Annotated in this window: 21 protein-coding genes; 11 read left to right on the top strand and 10 right to left on the bottom strand. The window is 72.8% G+C overall.

The window, feature by feature from the left end; genetic code table 11:
• The first annotated feature begins 51 nt into the window (after positions 1-51).
• Complete coding sequence (locus AMY39116_RS0312515; protein WP_020417999.1) at positions 52-2115, top strand: NAD(+) synthase; 2064 nt, start codon at positions 52-54, stop codon at positions 2113-2115.
• A 66-nt stretch (positions 2116-2181) separates the two neighbouring features.
• Here AMY39116_RS0312515 and AMY39116_RS0312510 read toward each other — a convergent pair whose 3' ends face one another.
• Positions 2182-2451 (bottom strand): dsRBD fold-containing protein, encoded by a 270-nt coding sequence (locus tag AMY39116_RS0312510; RefSeq protein ID WP_020417998.1) that lies wholly within the window; start codon positions 2449-2451, stop codon positions 2182-2184.
• A 68-nt stretch (positions 2452-2519) separates the two neighbouring features.
• The gene (locus AMY39116_RS0312505; protein ID WP_020417997.1) at positions 2520-3242 is read right to left on the bottom strand and encodes a CPBP family intramembrane glutamic endopeptidase; all 723 of its coding nucleotides are present in this window, start codon (positions 3240-3242) and stop codon (positions 2520-2522) included.
• Between the two features lie 152 nt (positions 3243-3394).
• Here AMY39116_RS0312505 and AMY39116_RS0312500 point away from each other — a divergent pair, with 152 nt between their 5' ends.
• Both AMY39116_RS0312500 and AMY39116_RS46805 read left to right on the top strand, forming a co-directional pair.
• The gene (locus tag AMY39116_RS0312500; RefSeq protein ID WP_020417996.1) at positions 3395-3985 is read left to right on the top strand and encodes a hypothetical protein; all 591 of its coding nucleotides are present in this window, start codon (positions 3395-3397) and stop codon (positions 3983-3985) included.
• Positions 3982-4158, top strand: coding sequence for a hypothetical protein (locus AMY39116_RS46805; protein WP_020417995.1), 177 nt, complete (start codon positions 3982-3984; stop codon positions 4156-4158). Before AMY39116_RS0312500 ends, AMY39116_RS46805 begins: the two co-directional genes overlap by 4 nt.
• 30 nt (positions 4159-4188) lie before the next feature.
• On the opposite strand, the gene AMY39116_RS0312490 is transcribed toward AMY39116_RS46805, so the two are convergent.
• The 3 genes from AMY39116_RS0312490 to AMY39116_RS0312480 all read right to left on the bottom strand — a co-directional run bounded on the left by AMY39116_RS0312490 (position 4189) and on the right by AMY39116_RS0312480 (position 6592).
• On the bottom strand, positions 4189-4842 hold the full coding sequence (locus AMY39116_RS0312490) for a response regulator transcription factor (RefSeq protein WP_020417994.1): 654 nt from the start codon (positions 4840-4842) through the stop codon (positions 4189-4191).
• Positions 4843-4949: 107 nt separating this feature from the next.
• Positions 4950-5948 carry a zinc-binding alcohol dehydrogenase family protein gene (locus AMY39116_RS0312485; protein ID WP_027935860.1) on the bottom strand — a complete coding sequence of 333 codons (999 nt, stop codon included), beginning with the start codon at positions 5946-5948 and terminating at the stop codon, positions 4950-4952.
• Between the two features lie 71 nt (positions 5949-6019).
• Complete coding sequence (locus AMY39116_RS0312480) at positions 6020-6592, bottom strand: TetR/AcrR family transcriptional regulator (RefSeq protein ID WP_020417992.1); 573 nt, start codon at positions 6590-6592, stop codon at positions 6020-6022.
• A gap of 88 nt (positions 6593-6680) precedes the next feature.
• On the opposite strand from AMY39116_RS0312480, the gene AMY39116_RS0312475 reads away from it, so the two are divergent.
• Positions 6681-7553: an NAD-dependent epimerase/dehydratase family protein gene (locus AMY39116_RS0312475; RefSeq protein ID WP_020417991.1), complete on the top strand. Its 873-nt coding sequence runs from the start codon at positions 6681-6683 to the stop codon at positions 7551-7553.
• Here the strand turns inward: AMY39116_RS0312475 and AMY39116_RS0312470 are convergent.
• Positions 7550-9274: a GAF domain-containing sensor histidine kinase gene (locus AMY39116_RS0312470; RefSeq protein ID WP_193354349.1), complete on the bottom strand. Its 1725-nt coding sequence runs from the start codon at positions 9272-9274 to the stop codon at positions 7550-7552. The two genes, AMY39116_RS0312475 and AMY39116_RS0312470, sit on opposite strands and share 4 nt — an antisense overlap.
• A gap of 180 nt (positions 9275-9454) precedes the next feature.
• Between AMY39116_RS0312470 and AMY39116_RS0312460 the strand changes: the two genes are divergently transcribed.
• From AMY39116_RS0312460 to nrfD, 5 genes are read left to right on the top strand one after another with little or no spacing between them, the layout of a single operon-like run.
• Positions 9455-10369, top strand: coding sequence for a nitroreductase family protein (locus tag AMY39116_RS0312460; RefSeq protein WP_020417989.1), 915 nt, complete (start codon positions 9455-9457; stop codon positions 10367-10369).
• A 29-nt stretch (positions 10370-10398) separates the two neighbouring features.
• A complete protein-coding gene (locus tag AMY39116_RS0312455) occupies positions 10399-10827 on the top strand; it encodes a DUF6098 family protein (RefSeq protein ID WP_020417988.1) in 429 nt (142 codons plus the stop codon).
• Positions 10828-10885: 58 nt separating this feature from the next.
• Positions 10886-14158, top strand: coding sequence for a formate dehydrogenase (fdh, locus tag AMY39116_RS0312445; RefSeq protein ID WP_157358526.1), 3273 nt, complete (start codon positions 10886-10888; stop codon positions 14156-14158).
• On the top strand, positions 14155-15060 hold the full coding sequence (locus AMY39116_RS0312440) for a 4Fe-4S dicluster domain-containing protein (protein ID WP_020417985.1): 906 nt from the start codon (positions 14155-14157) through the stop codon (positions 15058-15060). Before fdh ends, AMY39116_RS0312440 begins: the two co-directional genes overlap by 4 nt.
• Positions 15057-15998 carry an NrfD/PsrC family molybdoenzyme membrane anchor subunit gene (gene nrfD / locus AMY39116_RS0312435; RefSeq protein WP_020417984.1) on the top strand — a complete coding sequence of 314 codons (942 nt, stop codon included), beginning with the start codon at positions 15057-15059 and terminating at the stop codon, positions 15996-15998. Before AMY39116_RS0312440 ends, nrfD begins: the two co-directional genes overlap by 4 nt.
• Here the strand turns inward: nrfD and AMY39116_RS0312430 are convergent.
• Positions 15976-16797 (bottom strand): MBL fold metallo-hydrolase, encoded by an 822-nt coding sequence (locus AMY39116_RS0312430; RefSeq protein WP_020417983.1) that lies wholly within the window; start codon positions 16795-16797, stop codon positions 15976-15978. The two genes, nrfD and AMY39116_RS0312430, sit on opposite strands and share 23 nt — an antisense overlap.
• Positions 16798-16878: 81 nt before the next feature.
• Here AMY39116_RS0312430 and AMY39116_RS0312425 point away from each other — a divergent pair, with 81 nt between their 5' ends.
• The gene (locus AMY39116_RS0312425; protein ID WP_020417982.1) at positions 16879-17490 is read left to right on the top strand and encodes a hypothetical protein; all 612 of its coding nucleotides are present in this window, start codon (positions 16879-16881) and stop codon (positions 17488-17490) included.
• Between the two features lie 467 nt (positions 17491-17957).
• On the opposite strand, the gene AMY39116_RS47110 is transcribed toward AMY39116_RS0312425, so the two are convergent.
• Together AMY39116_RS47110 and AMY39116_RS0312415 are read right to left on the bottom strand one after the other, a co-directional pair.
• Entirely contained in the window at positions 17958-18899 is a 942-nt protein-coding gene (locus AMY39116_RS47110) for a globin domain-containing protein (RefSeq protein WP_027935857.1), read from the bottom strand.
• 166 nt (positions 18900-19065) lie between these two features.
• Positions 19066-20919: a glycoside hydrolase family 3 protein gene (locus AMY39116_RS0312415; protein ID WP_020417981.1), complete on the bottom strand. Its 1854-nt coding sequence runs from the start codon at positions 20917-20919 to the stop codon at positions 19066-19068.
• A 132-nt stretch (positions 20920-21051) separates the two neighbouring features.
• Between AMY39116_RS0312415 and AMY39116_RS0312410 the strand changes: the two genes are divergently transcribed.
• Positions 21052-21576: a hypothetical protein gene (locus tag AMY39116_RS0312410; RefSeq protein WP_020417980.1), complete on the top strand. Its 525-nt coding sequence runs from the start codon at positions 21052-21054 to the stop codon at positions 21574-21576.
• Here AMY39116_RS0312410 and AMY39116_RS0312405 read toward each other — a convergent pair.
• On the bottom strand, positions 21567-22667 hold the full coding sequence (locus AMY39116_RS0312405) for a CaiB/BaiF CoA-transferase family protein (RefSeq protein WP_020417979.1): 1101 nt from the start codon (positions 22665-22667) through the stop codon (positions 21567-21569). The two genes, AMY39116_RS0312410 and AMY39116_RS0312405, sit on opposite strands and share 10 nt — an antisense overlap.
• Between the last annotated feature and the right edge of the window lie 69 nt (positions 22668-22736).

Genomic DNA, 22736 nt, shown 5'->3' with positions numbered 1-22736 from the left:
TCTAGATCTAGGCTCGACGGTGCACGGCACGCACGCGGAAACGGGGACAGTGTGACATCAGCGCAGGCCCACGACTTCACCTCGCTCTACCGGCACGGGTTCGTGCGGGTGGCCTCCGCGGTCCCGGAGCTCCGGGTCGCGGATCCGGAGTTCAACTGCGACGCCACGCTGGCGCTGGCCCGCCGCGCGGCCGCGGACGGGGTCGCGATCACGGTGTTCCCCGAGCTGGGCTTCTCCTCCTACACCGCCGACGACCTGTTCCACCAGAACGCGCTGCAGGCCGCGGTGGACGACGCCGTGGCGCGGTTCGTGCAGGAGTCGGCGGACCTGCCGGGGGTGTTCGCGATCGGCGCGCCGCAGCGGTTCGAGGGGCGGCTGTTCAACTGCGGCATCGTGGTGCACCGCGGCCAGGTCCTGGGCGTGGTGCCCAAGAGCTACCTGCCGGGCTACCGCGAGTTCTACGAGAAGCGCCAGTTCGTGGCGGCCAGGGACGCGGTGTCCGAGCGGGTGCTGGTGGCGGGCCAGGACGCGCCGTTCGGCAGTGACCTGCTGTTCGCCGCGCCGAACGTGCCGGGCCTGGTGTTCCACGTCGAGATCTGCGAGGACGGCTGGGTGCCGGTGACGCCGAGCGGGTTCGGCGCGATGGCCGGCGCCACGGTGCTGCTGAACCTCTCGGCCAGCAACATCGTCATCGGCAAGGCCGGCTACCGGCGCAACCTGTGCACCAACCACTCGGCCCGCTACATCGCCGCGTACCTGTACTCGGCGGCCGGGCCGGGGGAGTCCACGACGGACCTGGCGTGGGACGGGCAGGCGGTGATCGCGGAGAACGGGTCGCTGCTGGCCGAGGGCGAGCGGTTCGAGTCGAACCAGCTGGTGACCGCCGACGTCGACCTGGAGCGGCTGGCCGCCGACCGGCTGCGGATGACCAGCTTCAACGACAACGCGCACGACCACCGGGAGCGGCTCAAGTCCTTCCGCCGCGTGGACTTCGAGCTGGAGCTGCCGCCGGGGCCGGTGCGGCTGCGCCGGGAGATCCAGCGGTTCCCGTACGTCCCGGCGAACACCGCCGACCGCAACGAGCGCTGCCGCGAGGTGCACCACATCCAGGTGCAGGGCCTGACGCAGCGGCTCGCGGCGACCGGGATCGAGAAGGTCGTGATCGGCGTGTCCGGCGGGCTCGACTCGACGCAGGCGCTGATCATCGCCGCGCAGAGCATGGACAAGCTCGGGCTGCCGCGGGAGAACGTGCTGGCCTACACGATGCCCGGGTTCGCCACCACGAACCACACGCTGACCAACGCGCACAAGCTGATGAAGGCGCTCGGCACGTCCGCGCACGAAATCGACATCCGGCCCTCGGCGCGGCAGATGCTGGCCGACCTGGGACACCCGGCCGCGGACGGCTCGCCGGTGTACGACGTGACGTTCGAGAACGTGCAGGCGGGGGAGCGGACCTCGCACCTGTTCCGGCTGGCCAACCACCACGGCGCGCTCGTGGTCGGCACCGGCGACCTGAGCGAGCAGGCGCTGGGGTGGGCGACCTACGGGGTGGGCGACCAGATGTCGCACTACAACGTGAACGCCTCGGTGCCCAAGACGCTGATCCGGTACCTGATCGCGTGGGAGGTGGCGACCGAGCAGCTGGGCGAGGGCGCCGACGAGGTGCTGCGGTCGATCCTGGCCACCGAGATCTCGCCGGAGCTGGTGCCCGGGGAGGGGCCGGACTCGGGGCCGTCGCAGAGTTCCGAGGCGAAGGTCGGGCCGTACGAGCTGCAGGACTTCCACCTGTACTACCTGCTGCGGTTCGGCTACCGGCCCAGCCGCATCGCCTACCTGGCGCAGCACGCGTGGGGCGATGTCAACGCCGGGCGGTGGCCGGACCTGGTGCCGGAGTCCGAGCGCAACAGCTACGACCTGCCGACGATCAAGAAGTGGCTGCGCGAGTTCCTGTGGCGGTTCATCCAGACCAGCCAGTTCAAGCGCTCCGCGATGCCCAACGCGCCGAAGGTCGGCTCCGGCGGTTCGCTCTCCCCGCGCGGCGACTGGCGCGCCCCGAGCGACGCCAGCGCGCGGGCCTGGCTCGACGAGCTGGAGGCCAACGTTCCGGGCTAAAGCGTGTTTCGGAAGTGGCTTGCGTGGCGCCGCGGGCAGCCCCGCCTGCCGTCGTCCTCGACAGCGCTAGTTGACGCGCGGCCCGGGGAAGGTGAACTGCGTGTCGATGTCGGAGGCGACCGCCTCGAGCAGCTCCTCGGTGAGGTCGCTCAGGGCCCGCGCGAGGGCCAGCTCCGCCGCGATGCCGGGCAGGTGCAGCCCGCGCGGGCCGTTCTCGACGAGGCCGATGCCGGTGAACCGGGTGCCGTCGGTGCCGCCGAGCCGGACTTCCGCGCGCGTCACACCCCCGATCTCGTCCAGTCCGATGTCCATCTTCCACTGGCCGGGGTGCCGCATGAACGCTCCTAGTTCGACTGGCCCCACTGTCCTCGTCGTCGTGGTCGCCGCCCAAGGGCCGGAAGTCCCTAACCGGCGCGGCCTGCGAACCACGCGAGCACGAGCCCGCCCGAGTTGAGCGCCAGGTGCACCAGCGCGGGGGCCAGCACCCCGCGCCCGGCGTAGCGGAGCGCGCAGAGCGCGACACCGGCTATCGCGGCGCCGAGCATCGCCAGCGCCGACAGGACCGGCAGGGGCAGGGCGCCGACGGCCGCGTCGACGCCCGCGTTGCGGCGCAACGCCAGCGACGGCAGCAGGTGCCACAGCCCGAACAACGCGGACGCGCCGAGTACGGGCCGCCACCGCCAGCGTTCGCCGCCGCCCAGCAAGGCGGGCAGCACGCCGCGGAAGGCGACCTCTTCCACGAGCACGGTGCCGAGCGGGATCCGCACCAGCGCGAGCCACACCAGCTCGGCGGGCGGGTGCTGCCCGACGCGGCCGTCCTGGAACAGCGGCCGCAGCGCCGGCACGGCGAGGGCGACGCCGAAGCCGGCCGCGACGACCAGGCACGCGACGCCCCCGGTGGCCGCCGAGCGGCGCCAGTGCCGCCGGGACAGGCCGAGCTCGGCGAACCCGCGGCCGGACAGGCACGCGAGTCCGATGAGGACACCCGCGGTCACCGCCCCGCACAGGGGGTAGGCCCAGCCGGGCAGCACGCGGTTGGCCAGTGTCGTGGCCGCGGCCAGCACCGCGACGGCGCCGAGGACGGCCGTGCGGCGGGTCAGCGGGGGAGCGGTGCCGGTGTCGCGCATCCACCCCAGTCTGCCCGCGCGCCGCCGGTTCCGCGTCCAAGGGACCAACGGCCCTTCACCTCCGGCCGCGCGGACGTCACGCTTGAGCCGGGTGGTGGAAGGACTCGGGACATGTGCGGCGGAACCGGGGCGGTGCGGGCGGGGGCAGGCCGGTGACGCCCGCACCCGAGTCGTGGCCCGCCCGGTTCTGGCGCCTGATCCACCCGGGCGGTCCGCTGGTGCGCCCGTGGGACCGCTGGGAGGCGCGCCTGCTGGTGACGGCGATCCTGCTGGCGGTGGTCGCCGTGCCGGTGGCGGGGGTCCTCGTGTCGGAGGTGTACGTCCGCCACGCCGAGCTGGCCCGGGCGCAGCAGGCCGACCGGACCCAGGTGACGGCCGTGGTGCTGGCCGACGCCGGGTCCTTCGTGGCAGGCGGACCCGCGGTGCAAGTGGCGGAGGTGCCCGCGCTGTGGCGGCTGCCGGACGGGACCGAGCGCAGCGGCCCGGTCAGCGTCCCGGCGGGCACGGACCAGGGCGCGCGGCTGCCGATCTGGGTCGACGGGGCGGGGGAGCCGGTGCCGCCGCCGCTGTCGGCGTTCAACGCGCTGACCATCGCGCTCAGCGTCGGCCTGCTCGGGTGGCTCGGCGTGGTGCTGGTGCTCACGCTCGTCGTGCTGGCGGTGCACCTCGCGCTCGACCGGGTCCGCGCGGCGGCGTGGGCGCGCGAATGGGAGACGCTCGGCCAGGGAAGGAGTGGACGATGAACGACCTGGAGAGCCGGAAGGCGGCGCGGGAGGCGCGGGTGACCGCGGCGTCCCGGAGGGGCCGGCACACGACGGAGGAGATGGCGGAGTCGGCGATGCGGCGGTACTTCGCCGAGGAGGCCTACCGGGAGCGCGAGGAGCGGGAGCGCCGGGAACAGCACAAAGGTGTATAACGCCCTATACGGCGCGGCTTTTTCGCGAGTTCATTCTTCACCCGTCACCCGCCTGCCCTCCCGCAGCTTCGTCGCAAGGACGGCGGCCTGGGTCCGCCGTTCCAGCCCCAGCTTGGTCAGCAGGCGGGAGACGTAGTTCTTCACGGTCTTCTCCGCGAGGAACATCCGCTCGGCGATCTGGCGGTTGGTCAGGCCTTCGCCGATGAGGCCGAGCAGCGTCCGCTCGCGGTCGCTCAGCGCGGCGAGCGGGCCGGTCTCGACGGCGTCCGCGCGCAGCTTCGCCATCAGGGTCGCGGCCGCGCGGGTGTCCAGCAGCGATCGTCCACTGCCGACGTCGCGCACCGCCGAAATGAGCTGCAGCCCCTGGATGTCCTTGATGACGTACCCGCCGGCACCGGCCAGGATCGCGTTGAGCATCGCCTCCTCGTCGGTGTAGGAGGTCAGGATCAGCACGTTCAGCTCGGGCAGCCGGGAACGCAGCTCGCGGCACAGCTCGATGCCGTTGCCGTCGGGCAGGCGGACGTCCAGCACCGCCACGTCCGGCCGCAGCGCCAGAATCCGGGACAGCGCCTGCGCGGCAGTGGACGCTTCGCCGACCACTGTCAAAGCCGGATCCGCCTCGAGCAGGTCGGCGACACCGCGGCGCACGACCTCGTGGTCGTCGACGAGGAAGACCTTGATCATTCCGCCATCCCTTCGCCACACGGAACCCTCCCAGGCTACGGAAGCCCGGTCCGTCGCGACACGGCTTACGTCCCCGATCCCAGGGGACCAAGGTCACCTGACGGACGTCAAGGGACCAGCACCGCCGCGCCGGTGACCCGGTCGGCCGCCAGGTCGGCGAGCGCCTGGTCGGCCTGGTCGAGGCTGTAGGCGGTGGTGACGATCCGCAGGTGGTGCTCGCCGGCGAAGTCCAGGAACTCCCGCGCGTCGCGGCGGGTGTTGGCGGTGACGCTGCGCAGGGTGCGTTCCTGGAACAGGTGGTGCTGGTAGTTCAGGGACGGGACGTCGGTCAGGTGGATCCCGGCGATCGCGAGGGTGCCGCCGCGGTCCAGCGCCGCCAGCGCGGGCGGGACGAGTTCGCCGGCCGGGGCGAACAGGATCGCCGCGTCGAGCGGTTCCGGCGGCGGGTCGGCGGCGTCGCCTGCGGAGGCCGCGCCCAGGTCGAGGGCCAGTTGCCGAGCCTGGGCGCTGCGGGTCAGGACGTGCACGGTGGCGCCCTCGGCGAGGGCGACCTGGGCCGCCAGGTGAGCGCTGGCCCCGAAGCCGTAGACGCCGAGGCGCCCGTGGTGGGGCAGGTCGGCCCGGCGCAGCGCGCGGTAGCCGATGATGCCGGCGCACAGCAGCGGGGCGAGCTCGGTGACCGAGTAGCCGCCGGGGAGCCGGTGGGCGTAGGCGGCGGGGACGGTGGTGAAGCGGGCGTAGCCGCCGTCGGCGTCCCAGCCGGTGTAGCGGGAGCGCGGGCAGAGGTTCTCCGTGCCGCGGCGGCAGTAAGCGCATTCCCCGCAGGTGCCGCGCAGCCAGGCCGCGCCCACCCGGTCGCCGACCGCGAAGCCGGTGACGTGCGGGCCGAGGGCCGCGACCTCGCCGACGACCTCGTGCCCGGGCACCACCCCGGTGCGGTGCACCGGCAGGTCCCCCTCGACGACGTGCAGATCGGTGCGGCACACCCCGCACGCGAGCACGCGCAGCAGCAGTTCGCGGTCACCGACGTCGGGCACCGGTTCGTTGCGGAGTTCGAACTTGCGGGTGCCCGGAGGCCCGGGCCGGAACACTCGCCAGGCGTGCATGATCCCAGCCTCGCCGAGCCAGGGGCGGCCGGTAAGGGCCGAAGGACCCCGGCACGCCCGTGGGCGCGGGTTCAGGCGAGGGTCGCGGCCGCGGTGCGGAGTTCGTCGAGGGCCTGTCGGGCGAGCTCGGGGAACGGCTGGTCGTTGGCGGGTTCGATCCACCGCTCGAACGCGCGGGTGAAGGCGCGGACGCCGAGGTCGGCGGCGAGGCTCGCGGCGGGGTCCGGCACGCCGCGCGCGGTGAGGGCTTCCGTCATCGCCGCGCCGAGACCGGCGCGTTTGAAGACCTCGCGTTCGCGCAGTTCCTTGTGGGCGGCGATGACGTCGTGCAGGCGGGGGCCGAACTCGCGTTGTTCCGGCACGAAGGTGGCGGTGACGGCGTCGAGGGCGGCGGCGACGGCTTGCAGCGGGGTGGCGCCGGCGGGTGCGCCGGCGATGCCGTCGGCGAGGAGCCGGGCGTGCACTTCTTGTCCGGCGAAGAGCACTTCGCGCTTGTCGGGGAAGTGGCGGAAGAACGTGGTCTTGGTGAGGCCGGCGCGTTCGGCGATCTGCGCCACGGTGGTCTTGTCGTAGCCCTGCTCGGCGAACAGGTCGATGGCGGCGCGCACCAGGCGCATGCGCGCGTTCGGTTCCCAGCGGCCCATGTGCACAGCCTAGGTGATGTGACTGAGTACCGTCACTTCCGCTACAGTGACGGTACTCAGTCACATCACTTTCAGCGGGAGGCTCCACATGCGGGTTTTCGTCACGGGTGCCGGCGGTCACATCGGTTCCGCGGTCGTCACCGAACTGCTCCAGGCCGGGCACGAGGTCATGGGCCTGGCCCGTTCGGAGTCCTCGGCAGCCGCGGTGAAGGCGCTGGGCGCCCAGGTGCGCTTGGGCGATCTGGCGGACACCGACGGGCTGCGTGCGGCCGCGGCCGGCGCGGACGCGGTCGTCCACCTGGCCTTCGACAACGCCGCGGCGCTGGCCGGGGACTGGTCCGCGGCGGCGGCGGCCGACCTGGCCGCGGCGCGGGCGTTCGGCGAGGCGCTGGCGGGCACGGGCAAGGCCCTCGTCGGGATCGGGATGCCGGCCGTGGCGGACGAGGTTCTCGCGGCGAACCCGCGGCTCGCGACCGGGCGGCTGATCGCCGGGCTGGCCGGGCAGGGGGTCCGCGCTGTGCTCGTGGCGGTGCCACAGGTGGTGCACAGCACGCGGGACCGCAGCGGCTTCGTGCCGGCGCTGATCAAGTTCGCGCGGGCGAGCGGTGTCTCGTGTTACCTGGGCGACGGCGCGAACCGCTGGCCCGCGGTGCACACGCTGGACCTGGCCCGCCTCTACCGGCTGGCGGTGGAGCAGGCGCCCGCGGGAGCGCAGCTGATCGCAGCTGCGGAGGAGGGCGTGCGGGTGCGGGACATCGCCGAGGTGATCGGCCGCCACCTGGGGGTCCCGGTGCGCAGCGTCCCGGCCGAGCAGGGCGCTGATCGCTTCGGGCCTTTCGCGCCGCTGATGAGCATCGACAACCCGTTGTCCAACGTGGACACCCGCCGCCTGCTCGGCTGGGAGCCGGTGCACCCTGCCCTCATGGCGGATCTCGAGGAGGGCCACTACTTCGCCGGTTAAGTCACCGGCGCGGACCAGGTCAGCCGGGTGCCGCCGCCGTCCAGCGCGGTCACCGAGCACGTGCCGCCGGCCTGGGTGGCGCGTTCGGCGAGGTTGTGCAGGCCGCTGCGGGCGACCTTGCCGGGGATGCCGGTGCCGTTGTCGACGACGTCGATGACGAGGTCGTCGTCGACGGAGACGGTGATCGTCAGGGTGGTCGCGCGGGCGTGGCGGACCGCGTTGGACAACGCCTCCCGGAGCACCGCCTCGGCGTGTTCGGCCAGGTCGCTGCCGACGACGCCGATCGGGCCGGACATCCGCACCGTGGTGCGCAGGCCGGTGTCGCCGGTGACCTCGGCGATGATCTCGTTGAGCCGCTTGCGCAGCTGGGTGGTGCCCTGCAGGCCGCCGTGCAGATCGAAGATCGCCGTGCGGATCTCGGCGACGATGCTCTGCACGTCGTCGATCATGTCCGCCAGCCGCCGCTGGATCTCCGGGTTGCGGGAGCGCATGTGCGTGCTCTGCAACGCCAGCCCGTGCGCGAACAGGCGCTGGATCACGTGATCGTGCAGGTCGCGGGCGATGCGGTCGCGGTCGGAGACCACCTTGAGCTCGTTGATGGAGCGCTGGTCCTCGGCCAGTTGCAGGGCGAGCGCGGCCTGGTCGGCGAACGCGGCGGCGAGCGGGAGCTGGGTGCCGTCGAACGGGTCCTGGCCCGCCTTGCGCAGGGTGACCAGCACGCCGGAGACGTAGTCGCGGGACGCGCGCAGCGGCAGGACCAGCGCGGGGCCGAACTCGTGGGTGAGGTCGTAGGCGAGGTTCTCCACGCGGCGCGGCTGGGCGTCGGTGTAGGCGGCGCCGCAGCTGGAGCCCTCGATCGGAATCTCGCGGCCGATGAGCGGGTCGGAGTCCAGGCCCGCTGAGACGGTGACCGTCAGGTGGGTGACGTCGGCGGGCGGGAGGTCGGGGTCGTCGGGCTGGGCGATGAAGGCGTAGTCGGCGCCGGCGAGGGCGAGGGCGCGGTTGGCGATCAGGTAGAGGACGTCGGTGGGGTCGGCGGCGGCGAGCAGTTCGGCGCGGATCTCGCTGGTGGCTTCCTGCCAGCGTTGCCGCAGCTGGGCTTCTTCGTAGAGGCGGGCGTTCTCCACGGCGATGCCGGCCGCGGCGGCCAGCGCCTGCACGACGACTTCGTCGTCTTCGGTGAACGGCTGGCCGTTGCTCTTTTCGGTGAGGTAGAGGTTGCCGAACACCTCGTTGCGCACGCGCACCGGGACGCCGAGGAAGGTCTTCATCGGCGGGTGGTGCGCGGGGAACCCGGAGGACGCGACGTGCTGGGAAAGATCGTCCAGCCGGATCGGTTTCGGTTGCTGGATCAGCAGTCCGAGCAGGCCGTGGCCGGTGGGCAGGTCGCCGATCTCGCGGCGGGTGGCTTCGTCGATGCCCTCGTAGACGAATTCGGCGAGGCCTTCGCGGTCCTGGTTGAGCACGCCGAGGGCGCCGTAGCGGCAGTCGACGAGGTTGATGGCGGCGTGCACGATGCGGCGCAGGGTGGCGTCGAGTTCGAGACCGCCCGCGACGGCGAGCATCGCCTCGAGCAGGCCGTCCATCTGGTCGCGCGACTGCACCAGCTGCTCGATGCGGTCCTGCACTTCCCGGAGCAGTTCCCGCAATCGCAACTGGGACAACGTTTCCCGTAACCCGGACAAGGGTGGGGCCTCGTCGGAGTCGTCGGTCCCGGGCATAGCAGCCAGACTCGCATGTCACCTGGGAGAACACCAGTCAAAAGGCGAGGTGGCGCGGGGCGAGTTTCACCGCCGATAGGGCACAAAGGCCTCATCGGTGAGGACACCGTGCCCTCGTGGAGGAGCCGCGCGGCGGTGAAGAGTGGAGCGATCCTGGACCCTTCGCGGCAGGGAGCCCAGATGTCGTTCGCCCAGGACCCGGTGCGGGTCGCACTCGACGCGGCGGTCCGCGCGCCGTCGCCGCACAACAGCCAGCCGTGGCGGTTCGAGGTGGACGGTGACCGGATCGGGGTGTTCCTCGACCCGGACCGGATTCTGAAGGTAGCCGACCCGGATGGCCGGGAGGCGCGGCTGGCGTGCGGCGCGGCGGTGCTGAACGTGCGGCTGGCCTTGCGCGCCGCGGGCCGGACCCCGGTGGTGCACCTGCTGCCGCGGCGGGACGTGCCGGAGCACCTGGCGACGGTGTGGGCGCGGGGGCGGGTGACCCCGACGCCCGACGACGTGGCGCTGGCGCGGGCGATCGCCTACCGGCGGAGCAACCGGCGGGCGTTCACGGCGCGGGAGGTGCCGGTGTGGGTGCGGCAGGCGTTGGTGCGGGCGGCGACCGAGGAGGGCGCGCACCTGGCGGTCGTGGGGCGGGCCGGGCAGCTGGACGAGCTGGGGGTGCTGCTGCGGGAGGCCGAGCGGCTGCAGCGGGAGGACCTGGCGTTCCAGGACGAGCTGCGGCAGTGGACGGCGTCGGACGGGGCGCGGGACGACGGTGTGCCGGCGTCGGCGGCCGGGGCGGGTCCGGAGTGGCCGTTCGACCGCAAGCCGATGGTGGCGGTGTTGTCGTCGTACACCGACACGCGGCTGGCCCAGTTGCGGGCGGGGCAGGCGTTGCAGCGGGTGCTGCTGCGGGCGACGACGGCGGGGGTGAGCGTGTCGTTCCTGTCGCAGCCGGTGGAGATCCCGGCGTTGCGGGCGGCGGTGGCGCGGCTGGTGTCGGCGCCCGGGAATCCGCAGGTGGTGCTGCGGTTCGGGTACGGGTTCGCGGCGCCGGCGACGCGGCGCCGCCCGGCCGAGGCGGTGACGCGGTACACGGTGCACGGTTAAGCGGGGCCGTGGCGGGGCATGTGTGCGGCATGGCGGTCGAAGACTCGTTGCCCACCCTGCGCCGGCTGGCGGATCTGGCGGAGCTGCTGATCCCCGGTGCGGTCGTCTACGTGCGGTACTCGCCCGGTCCGGAGGCCGACGCGGAGCACCCGAGCACCGATCACGAGAGCGGGCTGGAGATGCCCGGGGTGTCGGTGAACCCGTTGAACGCGCCGGGCTGGTGGTCGTTGCCGGTGGAGGACTGGCTGGCGCGGCGGATCGTGCAGTACGCGCACCAGCAGGCGGAGGGGGCGCGGCCGTGGGTGCTGACCGGCAAGGAGGTCGACTTCGGGCCGGACAACGAGCCGCTGCTGGTGGACGTGGAGCCGATCGCGTGGATCTCCGAGGACCTGGTGCGCGAGGCGCACGAGCGGTACCACTCCCGGCTGGACGCGGGGCGCGCGACGCACGAAGATTGATCGCGTGGGTTTGTCCCGCCCGGCGGGCGGGAAAGCGGGACGTGCCGGGAGGTGAGCGATGGGCGTGGGTGACTGGTTGCGGTCGTGGCCGGTCTACCGGCAGCTGACCGGCGCCGACCGGCTGGGCCGGGGCAGCGCGGCGCAGTCCGCCCGGTCGCACTCCCTGATGCCGCGCACCGCGTCCGCGGACCGGGTGGTGCACTCGGTGTGCCCGTACTGCGCGGTGGGGTGCGCGCAGAAGGTGTACGTCTCGGACGAGCGCGTCGTGCAGATCGAGGGCAACCCGGATTCGCCGATCTCGCGGGGCCGGTTGTGCCCGAAGGGGTCGGCGAGCAAGCAGCTGGTGACCGGCCCGCAGCGGCAGGAGAAGGTGCTCTACCGCGCGCCGTACGCGACGGAGTGGCAGGAGCTGGACCTGCCGTCGGCGATGGAGATGGTGGCCGAGCGGGTTTTGGACGCGCGGCGGCGGGGCTGGCAGGACACCGACGAGCACGGCAACCCGTTGCGGCGGACGATGGGGCTGGCGAGCCTGGGCGGCGCGACGCTGGACAACGAAGAGAACTTCCTGATCAAGAAGTTGTTCACGGCGCTGGGTGCGATCCAGATCGAGAACCAGGCCCGTATTTGACACTCCGCCACGGTTCCCGGTCTGGGAGCCTCCTTCGGTCGCGGTGGCGCGACGGACTACCAGCAGGACCTCGTCAACTCCGACTGCGTGATCATCATGGGCTCGAACATGGCCGAGGCCCATCCGGTCGGGTTCCAGTGGGTGGTGGAGGCCAAGGCGCGTGGCGCGAAGGTGTTCCACATCGACCCGCGGTTCACGCGGACGAGCGCGCTGGCCGACCGGCACGTGCCGTTGCGGGCGGGCTCGGACATCGCGTTCCTGGGCGGGGTGATCAACCACATCCTGTCCAACGGGCTGGAGTTCCGGGAGTACGTGCGGGCGTACACGAACGCGTCGTTCCTGGTGCGGGAGGACTTCCGGGACACCGAGGACCTGGACGGGTTGTTCAGCGGGTACGACCCGGAGACGGGGTCCTACGATCCGGCGAGCTGGCACTACGAGAGCGCACGGCCGCGCGAGGGCCGGGGCAGCCGGTCGAAGGAGCAGTCCTCGCCGTACCAGCACGGTTCGGGCGGGCCGCCGCTGGAGGGCGGGGCGGACGACATCGCGGCGGATCCGACGCTGGAGCACCCGCGGTGCGTGTTCCAGGTGCTCAAGCGGCACTTCGCGCGGTACACGCCGGAGATGGTGGAGCGGACCTGCGGCGTCCCTGCCGAGGTGTTCGAAGAGGTGTGCCGGGCCTGGACGGAGAACTCGGGGCGGGAGCGGACCGCGGCGCTGGTGTACAGCGTGGGCTGGACGCAGCATTCGATGGGCGCGCAGTACATCCGGGCGGGGTCGATCATCCAGTTGCTGCTGGGCAATATCGGCCGTCCGGGTGGCGGGGTGTTCGCGTTGCGCGGGCACGCCTCGATCCAGGGGTCGACGGACATCCCGACGTTGTTCAACCTGCTGCCCGGCTACCTGCCGATGCCGGACACCTCGCACGAGAGCATCGACGACTACCTGCACCTGGTGCGGGGTGACCGGCAGAAGGGGTTCTGGCGCAATGCCGACGCCTACCTGGTGTCGCTGCTGAAGGAGTACTGGGGCGACCACGCCACGGCGGACAACGACTGGTGCTTCGACTACCTGCCGCGGATCAACGGCGACCACGGCACCTACCGCACGGTCATGGACATGATCGACGGGAAGGTGTTCGGGTACTTCCTGCTGGGGCAGAACCCGGCGGTGGGGTCGGCGCACGGGCGGTTGCAGCGGCTGGGCATGGCGAACCTGGACTGGCTGGTGGTGCGGGACCTGGCGATGATCGAGAGCGCCACGTTCTGGAAGGACTCGCCGGAGGTGGAGACCGGGGAGATCGTGCCGGAGCAGTGCCGCACCGAGGTGTTCTTCTTCCCGGCGGCCTCGCACGTGGAGAAGTCCGGCACGTTCACCCAGACGCAGCGGATGCTGCAGTGGCGGGACAAGGCGGTCGAGCCGAGGGGCGACCAGCGCAGCGAGCTGTGGTTCTTCTACCACCTCGGCCGGATCCTGAAGGAGAAGCTGGCGACCTCGGCCGACGAGCGGGACCGGCCGCTGCGGGAGCTGTGGTGGGACTACCGGATGGAGCACGGCGACGAGCCCTCCGGCGAGGACGTGCTGCGGCGGATCAACGGCGTCGACCTGACCACTGATCGCGCGCTGAACGGCTACCTGGAGCTCAAGGCCGACGGCAGCACGGCGTGCGGGTGCTGGATCTACAGCGGCGTGTACGCCGATGAGGTGAACCAGGCGGCGCGCCGCAAGCCGCACGACGAGCAGGGCCCGTATGAGTCGGAGTGGGGCTGGACGTGGCCGCTGAACCGGCGGGTGCTCTACAACCGGGCCTCGGCGGACCCGCAGGGCCGGCCGTGGAGCGAGCGCAAGAAGCTGGTGTGGTGGGACGCGGACAAGGGCGAGTGGACCGGGCACGACGTGCCGGACTTCGAGAAGACGAAGCCGCCGGACTTCCGGCCGGAGCCGGGCGCGTCGGGTCCGGACGCGTTGCACGGGGACGACCCGTTCATCATGCAGGCCGACGGCAAGGCGTGGCTGTTCGCGCCGAACGGGGTGCTGGACGGGCCGCTGCCCACGCACTACGAGCCGCACGAGTCGCCGGTGCGCAACCCGCTGTACGGGCAGCAGGGCAACCCGGCGCGCAAGGTGTACGGGCGGGTGGACAACCCGTCGAACCCGTCGCCGCCGGAGGCGCACGGTGAGGTGTTCCCGTTCGTGTTCACCGCGGCGCGGCTGACCGAGCACCACACCGCGGGCGGGATGAGCCGTCAGCTGCCGTACCTGGCGGAGTTGCAGCCGGCGTTGTTCGTGGAGGTTTCGCCGGAGCTGGCGGCCGAGCGCGGGCTGGCGCACCTGGACTGGGCGCACGTGGTGACGAGCCGGGCGGCGGTGGAAGCGCGGGTGTTCGTGACCGAGCGGATGCGGCCGCTGCGGATCGAGGACCGGGTGGTGCACCAGATCTGGATGCCCTACCACTGGGGGCACACCGGGCTGGTGGACGGCGACGTGGTCAACGACCTGCTGGGCGTGGTGCTGGATCCGAACGTGTTCATCCAGGAGAGCAAGGTGGCCACCTGCGACATCCGGCCGGGGCGGCGTCCGCGCGGCCCGGCGCTGCTGGCCTACGTGGAGGAGTACCGCAGGCGGGCGGGGATCACGGTGGAGACCGGGACGCGGATCGCCACGGCGCGTCCGGACAGCGCGCACACGGAGGAGCGGTCATGAGCAACAGCTTCTACGGCCCGCTGGAGGACGTGGCGGGCGATGCCGGGTACTCCGGGCACCCGCCGCGGATGGGGTTCTTCACCGACACCTCGGTGTGCATCGGCTGCAAGGCGTGCGAGGTGGCGTGCAAGGAGTGGAACGGGGTGCCCGACGACGGGTTCGACCTGCTGGGCATGTCGTTCGACAACACCGGGATGCTGGGCGCGAACTCGTGGCGGCACGTGGCGTTCGTGGAGCAGGAGCGGCCGGGGGCGGTGTCGCCGGAGCCGGTGGACCTGGGGTTGCCCTCGTTCGACCTGCCCGGGGCGGGCAGCGGCGCGGAGGCCCGGACGGATTTCCGGTGGCTGATGAGCTCGGACGTGTGCAAGCACTGCACGCACGCCGGGTGCCTGGACGTGTGCCCCACCGGGGCGTTGTTCCGCACCGAGTTCGGTTCGGTGGTGGTGCAGCCGGACATCTGCAACGGGTGCGGCTACTGCGTGTCCGGTTGCCCGTACGGGGTGATCGACCGGCGTGAGGACGACGGCAGGGCGTGGAAGTGCACGCTGTGCTACGACCGGTTGCGGGACGGGCTGGAGCCGGCGTGCGCGAAGGCGTGCCCGACCGATTCGATCCAGTTCGGGCAGCTGGACGAGCTGCGGGAGCGGGCGGCGCGGCGGGTGGACGCGCTGCACGAGGCCGGGGTGACCGAGGCGCGGCTGTACGGGGAGAGCCCGGACGACGGTGTGGGCGGCGACGGCGCGTTCTTCCTGTTGCTGGACGAGCCCGAGGTGTACGGTCTGCCGCCGGATCCGGTGGTGCCGACGCGGGATGCGGGGTCGATGTGGAAGTTCGCCGGCATGGCCGCCTCGGCGCTGGCGGCCGCCGCGGTGTCGGTGTTCTTCGGACGGGGCAGGGGATGAAGGAGCAGGTCGCGGTGCCCAAGGCCGAGTTCCGGTCCTACTACGGGCGGCCGGTGCTCAAGCCGCCGGTGTGGGAGTGGAAGATCCCGGCCTACCTGTTCACCGGCGGGTTGTCGGCCGGGTCGGCGATGCTCGGCGCGGGGGCGGACCTGACCGGCCGCCCGGTGCTGCGGCGGGCGAGCCGCGCCGGGGCGCTGGGCGCGCTGGTGGCGAGCATGTACCTGCTGGTGGCTGATCTGGGGCGGCCGGAGCGGTTCCTGCACATGCTGCGGGTGGCCAAGCCCAGTTCGCCGATGAGCGTGGGCACCTGGATCCTGGTCGCCTACGGGCCGGGGGCGGGGGTGGCCGGGGCGGCGGAGCTGGTGCCGCGGCGGTGGCGGGGCACATGGCCCGGCCGTCTGCTGGGCCGGCTGGCGCGGCCTGCGGGGTTGTCGGCGGCGGCGATCGCGCCCGGGGTGGCCTCGTACACGGCGGTGCTGTTGTCGCAGACCGCGGTGCCCGCCTGGCACTCGGCGCACCGCCAGCTGCCGTTCGTGTTCACCGGGTCGGCCGCGGCCAGCGGCGCCGGGTGGGGCATGGTGTGGGCGCCGGTCGCCGAGGCGGGGCCGGCGCGACGGCTGGCGGTGCTCGGCGCGGCGGCGGAGCTGGTGGCGTCGAAGGTGGTCGACCAGCGCCTCGGGCTGGTTTCGCAGGCCTACACCACCGGCAAGGCGCACCGGCTGCGGAAGTGGTCGGAGTACCTGACGCTGGGCGGCGCGGCCGGTGCACTGGCCGGGCGGCGCAGCCGGGCCGTGCAGGTGGTGTCCGGGCTGGCGCTGCTGGCCGGCAGCGCGTTGCAGCGGTTCGGGGTGTTCGAGGCCGGTGTGGAGTCCACGAAGGACCCGCGGTACGTGGTGGAGCCGCAGCGGGACGCGATCAACCGGGTGAGCGGGCGCTGAGCAGGTTCGCCAGCGAGAAGGACTCGCCGCGGGCGAGCAGCCGCACGTCGGTGGCCGGGTGGCGGCGTGCGGCCTCGGCGAGGAAGTTCGACACCGGCGAGGTGAACTTGCCGTAGTCGTCGAAGTGCACCGGCACCACGTGGGTGGGGTTCATCAGCTCCAGCATCCGGCCGCCCTGCCGGTCGTCCATGGTGACCAGCACGCCGAGGACGCGGGTGCCGCCCAGGTGCAGCACGGCCAGGTCGATTTCGGGGTAGCGGCGGCGGATCCCGGTCAGCTCGTCGTGGATGATCGTGTCGCCGCTGACGTAGATCCGCAGCGTGGCCGCGCCGGGGTGCGGGGTGTACTCCCAGATGCTGCCCATGACCGGCGGCAGGATCCGGTTCAGCGGGCCGCGCGAGTGGCGTGCGGGGACGGCGGTGACGGTGAGCTGGGCGTCGCCGTCGCGGAAGGTGTCGCCGCCCCAGGTGGGTAGGGCGACGGTGGCCTGGAAGCCGCGTTTGGCCAGCCTGCGGGCGGCGTGCTCGGTGGTCAGGATCGGCACGTCGGCGGGCAGGTCCCGGCGGGCGACCCGGTCGAAGTGGTCGCCGTGCAGGTGGGACAGCACGACCCCGTCCAGCGGGGGCAGGTCGGCGACCTGCGCGGCCGGTTCGGTGCGGCGCCGGGACACCAGGCCCTGCCCGAAGTGGGACCACTGGCCGCGGTGCAGGAAGTTCGGGTCGGTCAGCACCGTGAACGGCCCCAGCCGGACCAGGGTGGTGGCGGTGCCGATGAAGGTGAGCGAGTCGGCGGGGAACATCAACGGCCCTTCCGGTCGGTGTCCGGTACGGCTACCCACCACGGGGCGGATGATTCGCGCGCGGCTGGGTAGCCGCCCGGTATGGCACCTCCCGTCGTGCGACCCGTGTTCGGCGCGCTGGCCCGGCTGCGGCACGCGCGCGTGTTCCACCCGCGCGGTGTCCTGCTGCGCGGCACGCTGGAGACCCTGACCCCCGGTGAGCTGCCGCTGCCGCCCTGCGGGCCGGTGGTGGCGCGACTGTCCAAAGGGGCCGGTCTGCCCGGCGGGATGCCCGACATCCTCGGGCTGGCGCTGCGCATCCCGACCGACGACGGGCCGTGGGACCTGACCCTGGCCAGCGCGAGCGCGCGGGTGCTGCTGAGGCCGGCGACGGGGTGGCGGCGGACGGTGTTCAGCAGCCTCGTGCCCTACCGGGTAGCCGCCGGGCTGCGGTGGATCCTCGCCGAGGTGGACGGCCCGGACGGCGCCGCGCTCGACAACGTGGACGCGGTGACGGTCACCTGCTCGGCGGCGAAGCTCACCGGCCCGGCCACCCCGGTCGCGCGGATCGCACTGGACACCCCCCTCGGCGACGGCGAGCGCCCCAGCTTCGACCCAATGCTGCACAGCCCACCCGGCGCGCGGCTCTACCCGGAGTGGCTGTCCCGCCTGCGGGAGCCCGCCTACCAGGGCAGCCGCGCCGGCCGCCGCTGATCCTTGCTCCGCAGAACGCTTCGCCACCCGACCCGGCCAGCCCTGCCCAGGTGCCGCGACCGCGCCGCGCCCATGGTTCCGGCGCGCCAGGATCAACCGGATCCCGCGTGCTCTTCCCGGGATCAGCCGGTTTCCCGCATGCGGAACGCGGCCTCGGCAACCCGCAGCGGCATGCCGAGCGAGTGGCCACCGCTAGGCGGTGCTCCGCACGCCGCTCAACGGACTCCGCTGTGGCGCTGCGACCGCGTTGCGCCGGGCAGTGCGCCCGATGTTGCGGCGCGCGAGGATCAGCCGGGTTTCCGCACGCGGAAGGCGGCTTCGCGGCCCGCAGCGGCATCCTGAGCGCACGGCCACCGCCAGGCGGTTCTTCGCTGGGCGCTCTGCCACTCAACGGACCCCGGCCTGGCCGCACTCGCGTCGCGTCGGGCGTCGTGCCTTGGCGTTCCGGCGCTGTCTCCTGTCCAGGATCAGCCGGTTTCCCGCATGCGGAACGCGGCTTCGGCGACCCGCAGCGGCATGCCGAGCGCGTGGCTGTAGGTGCGCGTCCACGCCAGGCGACGCTCCATCTCCTCGCCCTGCACCGTGCACCGCGAGCCCATCGCCGCCCGGTACGCCTCGCCGGCGGCGTGCGCGGCGGCTTCGGCCTGGCGGTGCGCCTGCGCGGCCAGCCGCCGTCGCCGGGTCTCGGCGCTCGTCAGGATCTCCTCGGCCAGCAGCTGCGCCCGCGTCAGCAACGCGACCGCCTGCTCGTCCACCGTCGGCACGCCGTCGGACGCGTCGCGGGCCCGCAGCCGCGCGACCTCCGCGCGCAGGCGCGTCGCCTCGCGGTCGCGGGTGGCCAGCTCGTCGGCCAGCCGCCGCTGGAAGTCGTGCACCTCGCCGCGGTCGAAACCCCGCCGGTGCCAGGGCGCGCGCCGGAACGGGCGGGCCCGCACGCGGTCCGCGGTCAGCCCGTGCTGCGGACCGGTTCCGGTGTCCGGCGGCGGGAGCAGCACGCTCTGCCGTCCGCGGCCGCGCACCTCGGCGTTGGTCATCACCTCGGCGACGACCGCGTAGGCGCTGGTCCAGTCCGCGGCCAGCTCCGGCGTCCACCGCTCGCCGAGGAAGTGCTCGAGCGTGGCCAGCAGCGCCTGCCCGACCAGCGGGTAGTGCTCCGGGCGCACCCCGGCCTCGCGGTGCGCCCGGCCCAGCCCGCGCAGGTAGGGGACCGCGGCGTCAAGGTCGTCCACGTGGGTGACGATCTGCCCGAGCCCGAAGACGAAGCGCTTTCGCTGCGGCGCGAGCGACACCGGGAACAGGTCCCGCAGTGACGGGCGGAGCAGGAACAGCGTGGCGTAGAACCGGAGCGGGACCTCGTCACCGCGCTCGGCGACGGTGGTCCAGCTCGCCCGTAGCCGGGGGATGTCCACGGCGGTTAGCGCGCCTCTCCGGCGATGACCGGGCGGCGCCGGTCGGTGCAGGCCATTTCGCGCTGGTCCTTCCCTTGACGAATGGCAGGAGCCTAGGACCGGCCATTCGCCAAGGGAAGGGTTTCCAGCAGTGGAAAATAGGTTTCAGGAATCGTGGCGGAACCGGTCAGCCCCGGCGGTAGCGCAGCCCGTACCCGTAGGGGAACAGCGGGTCCTGCCCGTCGCCGACGTTGATCGGCTGCTGCGCGGCGCTGCGCATCCACGTCACCGGCAGCTTCCCGGTCGGGTTGTAGTCGCCGAACAGCACGTCGGCGACGCCGCCGCCTTCGGTGCCCGGCAGCCACGACGCCAGCAGCGCGCCCCAGCCGGGCAGTTCGGCGGCGATGTCCAGCGGACGGCCGGACACCAGCACGACCACCACCGGCACCCCGGAATCCTTGAGTCGCTGCAGGGTCGCCAGGTCCTCGGCGTCCAGCCCCATGCCCGCCGGCCGGTCGCCCATGAACTCCGCGTACGGCGTCTCGCCGACCACCGCGACCGCGACGTCGTAGCTGTCGTCGATGCCGACGCCGTCCCGGTTGTAGGTGACCGCGCTGGAGCGCGCCTTGTCGCGGATCCCTTGCAGGATCGTGGTTCCCGGCGTGATCGGCCCGCTCGAGCCCTGCCAGGTGATCGTCCAGCCGCCGCTCTGGTTGCCGATGTCGTCGGCGTTCTTGCCCGCCACGAAGATCTTCTGCCCGTTCTTGCCGAGCGGCAGCACGCCGCCGTCGTTCTTGAGCAGCACCTGCGACTCGCGCACCGCCTGTCGCGCCAGCGCCCGGTGCTCGGCGCTGCCCACGGTGGGGGTGTAGCGCCGGTCGGTGAAGGGCCGCTCGAACAGCCCGAGCTGGAACTTCTTGGTCAGGATGCGGCGGTTGGCGTCGTCGATGCGGCTCATCGGCACCCGGCCCGCCTGCACCTCGGCCCGCAGCGTGTCGATGAACTTCACGTAGTCGTAGGGCACCATCACCATGTCCACGCCCGCGTTGATCGAGGCCCGGACCTCCTCGGCGGTGAAGCCCTCCTGGCCGTCGATCTTGTCGATGCCCTGCCAGTCGGACACGACGAACCCGGAGAAGCCCAGCTCGCCCTTCAGCACATCGGTGATCAGGTAGCGGTTGGCGTGCATCTTCACGCCGTTCCAGCTGCTGAAGGAGATCATCACCGACCCGACCCCGCGCTGGACCGCGGCGCGGAACGGCGCCAGGTGGATGGCCCGCAACTGCTGCTCGGTGAGCTCGGTGTCGCCCTGGTCCACACCACCGGTCGTGCCGCCGTCGCCGACGTAGTGCTTGGCCGTGGCCAGGACCGATCCCTTGTCGGACAACGACCTGCCCTGCAGGCCGTCGATGATCGTGGTCATCGACGAGGCCAGTTCCGGGGTCTCGCCGAAGGACTCGTAGGTGCGGCCCCAGCGGTCGTTGCGGGCCACGCACAGGCACGGCGCGAAGTCCCAGTCCACGCCGGTGCCCGACACCTCTTCGGCCACGGCGTCGCCGATGCGGCCCACCAGCTTCGGGTCGCGGGTCGCGCCCAGTCCGATGTTGTGCGGGAAGATCGTCGCGCCGTAGACGTTGTTGTGGCCGTGCACCGCGTCCACGCCGTAGATGATCGGGATGCGCAGGGGAGAGGTCAGCGCGGCGCGCTGGAACCCGTCGTACATGTCGGCCCAGGACTGGGCGGTGTTCGGCGTGGGCACCGAGCCGCCGCCGGACAGCAGCGACCCGAGCCGGTGGGTCGCGATGTCGGCGGGGTCGGTGATGGCGCCGCGCTCGGCCTGGGTCATCTGGCCGAGCTTGTCGTCCAGGCTCATGCGGGACAGCAGGTCGGCCACCCGCACCGGGACCGGTTTGCCCGCGTCGAGGTAGGCGGGGCGGTGCTGGACGGGCGCCGCCGACACCGTGGTCGCGCCGGAGACGAGCGCGACGGTGGCGGCGAGCGCGGCGAAGAGGGTTTTCCGGCGAACAGATCGGGGTCTCATCCGTGGTCCTCCTTGACACATCGGATTTGTTGCCGTGGGCAACTTAAGGGCCCTGCTGTAACCTAGCCCACACTTCCGGGACAGGTCCAGACCTCTGTTCGGCCTACGACTTCCGTCGGTAGGTTGGGTTGCATGGCAAGGCCGAACAGCACCGTCGTCGTGCTCGCCGGGGCCGGCGCGGACAAGGTCATGGCCGGGCTCGACGGGCTGGCCAACGTGCACGTGGCGGCGTCGGCGGACGCGGGAGCCCTGGTGTCGCACGCCGCGTACGTGGTGCACGACCGGGACCCGCTCGCCGGGGTCGCGCAGGCGTGGGCCGGGTTCTTCGACCGGCAGGCTCCCGCCGGCGCACTGGAGGTCGCGATCGAAAGCGCGGTCGCCGACCTCCGCCGCGGCGTCACGCTGCTGCCTGACTACTACGTCGTGCTCGACCCGGAATCCCTGCCGCCCACGGGGAAGCACTGGTGGCTGGGCGTGCTCGCGGGGGCCGCGCCCAGCCGGGTCGTCCCGGCCGCGCCGACGGCGTCCGCGGTGCGGGAAGCGCTCTCCCGGCTGCCGTCGGGCCGGTGGTGGCCCGACGACGTGGAGACCTGGCTACGCGACCTGGTCCGCGTGGTGCCGGACCAGGTCGGCCTGCCCCGGCCCGCTCAGGCCTGAAGGCCCCAGTCGCGGATCACGGCTTCGGTGTCCGCGCCCGGCGTGGGCGGCGCCGACGGCTCGCCGCTGGGCGTCCGGGAGAACCGCGGTGCGGGCGCGGCCTGGGTCGCGCCGTTGATGTCCCGCACGGAGCCGCGCGCGCTCAGGTGCTCGTTCTCCGCCGCCTCGGCGAAGGACAGCACCGGCGTCACGCACGCGTCCGTCCCGGCGAACACCGCCGTCCACTCGTCGCGGGTGCGGGAGGCGATGACCTCGGTGAACCGCTCCCGCAGCTTCGGCCACCCGGAGCGGTCGCCCTGCGCGGGCAGGTCCTCACCGTCCAGGCCGAGGCCCTTGAGCAGCTCGGCGTAGAACTGCGACTCCAGCGCCCCCACCGCGATGTACCCGCCGTCGGCGCACCGGTAGGTGTCGTAGAACGGGCAGCCGGTGTCCAGCAGGTTCGTGCCCGGCTCGTCGGCCCACGCGCCCTGCGCCCGCAGCGCCCACACCATCTGCAGCAGCACGCTCGCGCCGTCGACCATCGCCGCGTCCACCACCTGGCCCCGACCGGAACTGGCGCGCTCCACCAGGGCCGCCAGCACCCCGGTGACCAGGAACATCGAGCCGCCGCCGAAGTCGCCGACCAGGTTCAGCGCCGGGATCGGCTTGCCGCCGGTGTCGCGGACCGCGTGCAGCGCGCCGGTCAGGGAGATGTAGTTGATGTCGTGCCCGGCCCGCTTCGCCATCGGGCCGTCCTGGCCCCAGCCGGTCATCCGGCCGTAGACCAGGCGCGGGTTGCGGGCGAAGCAGTCCTCCGGGCCGACACCGAGCCGCTCGGCCACGCCCGGCCGGAAACCCTCCAGCAGCACGTCCGCCTTCTCGACCAGCTGCTCCACCAGCCGCTTGCCCTCGGGGGTCTTCAGATCGGCGGCGATCGAGCGGCGGCCGCGCAGCACGTGGTCCCGCGCCTCCGGCGGCAGCACCTGCAGGCCACCCGATGGCCGCTCGACGCGCACCACGTCCGCGCCCAGGTCGGCGAGGACCATCGCCGCGTGCGGTCCAGGGCCGATGCCCGCCAGTTCCAGCACCTTGATCCCCGCCAGCGGCCCCATCGGCACTGCTCCCCACTCGTCGTCGTGCAAGTGCCCCGGATTGTGCCAGGCGCGGGCGCGCGGCGGATG

Source organism: Amycolatopsis sp. ATCC 39116 (assembly GCF_000231075.2).
In the GTDB taxonomy this organism is placed as follows: domain Bacteria; phylum Actinomycetota; class Actinomycetes; order Mycobacteriales; family Pseudonocardiaceae; genus Amycolatopsis_E; species Amycolatopsis_E tucumanensis.
This window is presented reverse-complemented; position numbering and strand designations above follow the sequence as displayed.